This window comes from Bifidobacterium sp. MSK.13.1 (assembly GCF_019131435.1).
Taxonomy (GTDB): Bacteria; Actinomycetota; Actinomycetes; order Actinomycetales; family Bifidobacteriaceae; genus Bifidobacterium; species Bifidobacterium pseudocatenulatum.
The window spans coordinates 24,333-30,332 of sequence record NZ_JAHOMM010000012.1; the positions used below are offsets into that span (position 1 = coordinate 24,333).

Genomic DNA, 6,000 nt, shown 5'->3' on the forward strand with positions numbered 1-6,000 from the left:
TATGGAGCCGAGGCGGATGATTCAATGACGGCAAGGAGAGACTGTTTGGGGAGTATCGACATGAATGACGGTATCGTGCGTCGTCCACGGTACAGGGGATGGACCCGTGATCGCTACGACTGCAGTCGGGCTTCTCCATTCCATTCCCATGAGAGGGCGCACGCCCCAAAGACGTGCGCCCTCTCATGGGAATGGAATGGAGAATGAAATCAACGGTCTTCTATCTGGACATGACCCCCGTTCTCGCAATTGACCCCAGCCAGTCCAGGGATGGCTTCGGATGACGTTCGAAGGTGTCCTTGTCCCAAGAAGCCAGACCGAACGTCGGAGCGAACGACCCCCACTCGTAGTTGTCGAGCAACGACCAGTGGAGGTATCCCCTCACGTCGATGCCGTCGTCCATCGCGTCGCGCATGCCGGCTATGGCGTCGAAGGTGTAGTCGATCCTCCGGCGGTCGTCCGCGGTGGCGATGCCGTTTTCGGTGACGATTATCGGCGTGTGCCCGGCGACGTCCCATGTGTGCCGGATGGCGATGCCCAACGCCGGCGGGAAATACTCCCAGCCGGTGAGGGTGCGTTCCGCGTCCTCGGGGACCGGCACTGGCCCTTCCTTGCCGATAAAGGTCCTCAGATAGGCCTGCACGCCGATGAAGTCGTCCCCGGCCGCGGCTTCGGTGAAGTAGTCCTCGCGCGGATACTGGTATTCCTCCATCTCCTGTTCGCATCCCGGCATGGCATGGAACGCCTGGCAGGCGATGGTCCATCCGGACTTGATCCGAGGGTTCCCGGACAGTATTTCCCGAGCCTTCCTGTGCGCCTCGACGAGTGTAACGGAGATGTCCGGATCGGGTGCGGGTAGCGATGCGGCCACGAAATCGCTGCCTTCGGTCCCGCCACGGGTCAGCGCGACCATGTTCGGCTCGTTGATGGTGCATACCCAGGTGACGTCGTGGAGTATCGTCATCACGTACCGCACGTACCTAGCGAAGTAGTCGACGGCATCGGCGTTGAGCCATCCGCCCTTGGCCGCAAGCCACTGCGGCAGTGTCATGTGGTTCAGCGTGACCATGGGCTCGACGCCGTTCTGATGGCACACGTCGATCATATGGCGGTAGTGCAGCAGCTGCGCTTTGGAGAAGCATCCCTCCGCAGGCTCGATGCGGGCCCATTCGATGGAGAAGCGGTACATGCGCAATCCGGCGTCGGCGAGCATTCTGATGTCCTCGCCGTAGCGATGGTAGCTGTCGGCCGCGTCTCCAGACGGTTCGTTGAGGTCCGTGCGTTCGGCATGCTCCCTGGCCCACCAGTCGCTCGCGACGTTGTTCCCCTCGATCTGATGCGCGGCTGTGGACGCGCCCCAAATGAATTCCGGCGGAAACTCGTATTGTTCTTTCATGACATGTCTTTCTATTTGATGCCCGTTCCGGCGACACCTTGGATGAAGTAGCGCTGCAGGAATACGAACAGAAGGAGGATTGGGGTGACCACCAATACTGCTCCGGCGAGCAGGACGCTGTAGTTCGTGGCGTTCTGGCCGGTAGAGTAGAGGGACAGAGCTACAGGCAGCGTGTACTTCTCCTCGGTCTGGGCCGCGACCAACGGCCACAGGAAGTTGTTCCAGGAGGACAGGAACGTGAGGATGGACAGCGTCGCCAGCGGCGGCCCGCACTGGGGCAGGACAATCTGGAAGAATATGCGCAGCTCGCCGGCGCCGTCGACCCTCGCGGCCTCCATCAGCGCGTCGGGGATTCCGGAGATGAACTGTCTCATCAGGAAGACTCCGATGGGCTGACACAGGAACGGCAGGATGAGCGCCGCATAGGAGTTCGCGAGTCCCATGTTCGAGATCATCACGAACAAAGGGACGAACGTGGCCACGCTCGGAACCATGAGCGTCACCATGACGGCGCCGAACAGAATGTTCTTGCCAGCGAAGTCCATCTTCGCCAAGGCGTATCCGACCATGGAGCAGAACACCATGTTCCCGAGGACGGTGATCACGGCGACGACTATGCTGTTGGTGAAGTAGGTGCCGAAGTTCAGTTCCCCGAACCATTTGGCGAAGTTCGCGAGCGAGGCGTGCTCGGGCAGGAGCTTCGGCGGTTTGGCGAGGATCTCTCTCTGGGTCTTCAACGAGCCCAACGCCATCCATAGGAATGGGAAGATCCAGAAGACTCCGATCACCGCGAGGGCGCAGTAGGAGAGGCCACGTCCTTTGACGAATCGGCGCCAGATCGGCTGCTTGTTGCTTTGCGGCTTCGATGCCGCGACTGTCGTGGCTGTCATCTCAATCCTCCTTAAGAATGCGGAACTGGAGCACGCTGACCAGCGCGATGATGATGAACAGCGCCCAGCTGGCTGCGGAGGCGATGCCGTACTGTCCGAAACCGAACTTCTGGTACACGTAGTACGCGGCGGAGAGCGTCGAATCGAGCGGTCCTCCCTGGGTCATCACGAAGGATTCCTCGAAGAACTGCAGGTAGGCGACGGAAAGAAGCACGGCACCCAGCAGCAGCGTGGGCTTGAGCAGCGGGAGTGTGATGCTACGAAAGGTGCGCCATTTGCCTGCGCCGTCGATGGCCGCAGCCTCCTTCAATTCCTCGGGGATGGCCTGCAGGCCGGCGAGAAAAATGATCATCAGCGTTCCCATGTTGCGCCAGATGGTCATGGCCATCAGCGCGGGCAGGGCGTAGTGGATGTCGTGCAGCCAGTCTGGCCCGGCGATACCAAAGACGGCCAAGAGCGAGTTGAGCAAGCCGTCCTTCTGGAGGATGTACCTCCACACGACGGAGACCGCGACCACGCTGGCGACAACCGGCGCGTAGAACACGGCCCTGAAGAACGCGTTGAGGTGCCTGGATCCTTTGTTGAGGGCCACCGCGAATGCGAGGGCGATCGCCATGGTGATCGGCAGGCCGACAAGCACGAAGATTCCGGTGACGCCCAACGCGTGCAGGAAACGGTGGTCGTGGAACAGGGCGATGTACTGGTCCAGTCCGACGAAGTTGACGTTGAACGGGGTGCGAAGGTCCTTGGAGGTGATGTCGGTGAAGGACATCGCCATCGAGGACAGGAGGGGAATCAGCATGAATACGCAGAACACGACTGCGAAAGGCAAGGCAAATCCCCATGCGAGAATCGTACGGCGGCGGCGGAGGACGTTGCCCGAGCCCTCCGTCTTCGTCTTTCTTGTCCCGAGGCTCATGGGATCAGTTTCCCGTTCCGATGGAGTCGGCTTCGGACTGCAGATTCTTCAGGCCCTCGTCAACGGAGACCTGTCCCTTGTTTATCTGCTCGAGGATGCGGTCGGCAACGGAGGACACCTGCGCCCAGGTGGACAGCGCCGGCGGAGCCATGGTGTTCTTCAGCTGGTCGCCGAACGCCGCAAGCTTGTCGTTGCCGGAGAGCGCGTCCTCATCCCATGCCTTCTGAGAGGCGGGCAGGTCGGAGGACTTCTTGTACCATTCGGCCTGCACCTCGGGCTTGCTTGCCCACTGAATGAACTTCCATGCGGACTGCTTGTTCTTGGAGTCCTTGAACGTCACGAGGTTGCAGCCTCCGACGAAGGACGTGGCGGGACCCGAGGATTCGTTCATCGACGGCAGAATCACGGTGGCGTACTTGGATTCGAAGCCGTCGCCGCCCAATTCGTTGATCTGGCTGACGGCGGTCGGCCCCTGCAGCATCATCGGTGTGCTGCCGGATACGAAATTCGCTATGTCGGCGCCGGAACTCACGTCGGCATTGACATCCACTATGCCGTCCCTGTAGAGGCTAGTGGTAAAGTTCAGTCCCTTCTTTATACCGTTATCGTCGAAAGTCCATTTCGTCTGTTCCTCATTAGTCAAGGACGCCCCTGCCGAGTAGGAGAACGGCAGAGTCCCAAGGAACGCATCAGTGCCAGATGAATTGAGGCTCATGCCATATTTGACCCCGTCGACCTTCTGCATGTCCTTGGCCATCCGCTTAAGCTCATTCCAAGTCTTCGGAGCTTTGTTCCAACCAGCCATCCCGGCGATGTCGGTACGGTAGTACAGCACTCGGGTGTCGATGTACCAAGGCACGCCGAGCTGTTTCCCGTCGACCTGGCCAGTAGCCCTAGACCCGTCGGAGAAGTCGGACATGTCGAGGTTGTCAGGCACGGTGGAAAACGAGTTGGAGAAATCGGCCATCCAGGTGGTGCCCATCTGCGCAAGGTCGGGACCGTTGCCCGCAGCGATGGCGGTCTGGAGTTTATCGTGCGCTGAGGACCATGGAATCGCGGTGACCTTGATCTTGACGTCAGGGTTCTCCTTCTCGAATCCCTTAACGAAATCATCCAGCAGATCACCCTCGTTGCCCATGGCCCAGATAGTCAGGTCGCCGGTGGCCTTGCTTGAATTGATGGTCTTGACCGCATCGGAATCGGAATCTGCGCCGCTTTCGGATCGCCCACACGAGGACATGCCGATAACCATGACCGCACTTACGACCGTCGCGACAGACGCCTTAAAAAATGATTTCATCATTGAAACTCCTTATAAATATAAGTATCAGTCTAACCGCTTAGATTGATACTTATATTTAAGCGCATAGATTGTTTTCAGTCAAGAAGACACACCAATAATGCTCCGAACTTCTGAGTTTTATTCCATCAGCCGCATCCACAGCTGCCACGCACGATGAGGCGAACAGGCAATATTAGTTTTTCCGGTTTTTCCCAGGGCTTCCCATTCCTGGAAAGCAGCATCCGCACGGCCCTGCGTCCCAGCTCCTCCATAGGCTGACGGATGGTCGTTAGGCGTGGAGTCATCAGCCTACCCGCTAAAATGCCGTCAAAGCCGGTGACAATGACGTCTTCAGGGACACGGATTCCAGAATCCACGAGCAGTCTAATCACGCCAAAAGCCGTCTGATCAGTGCCGCACACCAAGGCCTGCGGCAAGCGATTAGATTCTATCGCCTCACACAAACTAACCAAATATTCATCAGACGTGGCGAAAGAGTCATCCAACAGAGCCCCTCTGGAGTCCAGCCCGCGTTCCTCGAGGTATTTTTTAAACGCGTCATAACGCGAGACGACGTCATCAGTGACGGTACCGCTCACGCACGCTCCACCATTGACGCCACCGACGAATGCCATATCGTTGATATGGTGAACTTCGACAAGATGGTCAACAATCTGTCTTATGCCCGATGCGTTATCGCATTGCAGGTATGCGGCAGGCAGTTTTTCATCGCCCACACCCACCATTACAAGCGGAATGGTCTTCGCCAACATGGAAAGAGGGAGCGTATCGTTATATCCGCTTGGCATCAGCGCCAGTCCATCAACGCAACCGGCGATATCCGTTACAGATCTGTGATCATCCTTTTTCGAGGCGGCACCCATGAGCATGCCCTTCCCGCTCTTCCAGCATTCGAGTTCGAAGCCGCGGAGCACCTCGTCGACGTACAAGGGATATGCGAGGACATCTGGTTCGTCATCGTCCACAGACGCGTTGACCGTCGCAGAGGATGCGTCGGGTCGGTCTTCCTCGAGGTCGCTGCCCTGGGGCCTCTCCAACAGCATGTCGAACGCGTACATGCCCAACGTGCCGGTTCTGCCTCTGGCGAGGCCGCGCGCATTGCCGCTGGGAACGTACCCAAGCTCCTCTGAAATCCTGAGAATTCTGGCCTTGGTATCATCCTTTACTTTGTCGGGATGCCTGAAGGCGAAAGACACCGTTGCGGTAGACACCCCAGCCTTTTCCGCAATATCATACACTGTAACTCTTGCCATAAGATCAGTCTAAGCGCTTTGACACATGAGACACACGCGGACTGAAGTCCAAAAAGCTTCCTCTGACCGTCCGCCCGGCACCCCGGGCAACGTGCTCCGGCCGGCAGGCCGGCAAAGCAAAACAAACAAAATGGGGGTTCCCGGAGCGTCACGCCCGACGGAACCCCCAAGGGAAATACGAAAGGGACCTTCCGGGAACCCCGATGGGGCTCGACCAGAAGGTCCATAAGTTGAATGCG

The 6,000-nt window shown here is 58.4% G+C and carries 5 protein-coding genes; all 5 read right to left on the reverse strand.

Annotated elements, in window-relative coordinates:
* Window positions 1-220: 220 nt before the first annotated feature.
* The 5 genes from KSY55_RS08905 to KSY55_RS08925 all read right to left on the reverse strand — a co-directional run bounded on the left by KSY55_RS08905 (window position 221) and on the right by KSY55_RS08925 (window position 5,761).
* Window positions 221-1,396 (reverse strand): glycoside hydrolase family 1 protein, encoded by a 1,176-nt coding sequence (locus KSY55_RS08905; protein WP_055063862.1) that lies wholly within the window; start codon window positions 1,394-1,396, stop codon window positions 221-223.
* A gap of 11 nt (window positions 1,397-1,407) precedes the next feature.
* Entirely contained in the window at window positions 1,408-2,286 is an 879-nt protein-coding gene (locus tag KSY55_RS08910; RefSeq protein WP_034879738.1) for a carbohydrate ABC transporter permease, read from the reverse strand.
* 1 nt (window position 2,287) lies between these two features.
* Entirely contained in the window at window positions 2,288-3,205 is a 918-nt protein-coding gene (locus KSY55_RS08915) for a carbohydrate ABC transporter permease (RefSeq protein ID WP_034879740.1), read from the reverse strand.
* A 4-nt stretch (window positions 3,206-3,209) separates the two neighbouring features.
* Complete coding sequence (locus KSY55_RS08920) at window positions 3,210-4,508, reverse strand: extracellular solute-binding protein (RefSeq protein WP_034879743.1); 1,299 nt, start codon at window positions 4,506-4,508, stop codon at window positions 3,210-3,212.
* Window positions 4,509-4,633: 125 nt separating this feature from the next.
* Window positions 4,634-5,761 (reverse strand): LacI family DNA-binding transcriptional regulator, encoded by a 1,128-nt coding sequence (locus KSY55_RS08925; RefSeq protein ID WP_034879745.1) that lies wholly within the window; start codon window positions 5,759-5,761, stop codon window positions 4,634-4,636.
* Window positions 5,762-6,000 lie beyond the last annotated feature (239 nt).

Coding starts and splice junctions, on each gene's coding strand:
- KSY55_RS08910 (WP_034879738.1), bottom strand. CDS start 2,286: ATGACAGCCACGACAGTCGCGGCATCGAAGCCGCAAAGCAACAAGCAG.
- KSY55_RS08925 (WP_034879745.1), bottom strand. CDS start 5,761: ATGGCAAGAGTTACAGTGTATGATATTGCGGAAAAGGCTGGGGTGTCT.
- KSY55_RS08920 (WP_034879743.1), bottom strand. CDS start 4,508: ATGATGAAATCATTTTTTAAGGCGTCTGTCGCGACGGTCGTAAGTGCG.
- KSY55_RS08905 (WP_055063862.1), bottom strand. CDS start 1,396: ATGAAAGAACAATACGAGTTTCCGCCGGAATTCATTTGGGGCGCGTCC.
- KSY55_RS08915 (WP_034879740.1), bottom strand. CDS start 3,205: ATGAGCCTCGGGACAAGAAAGACGAAGACGGAGGGCTCGGGCAACGTC.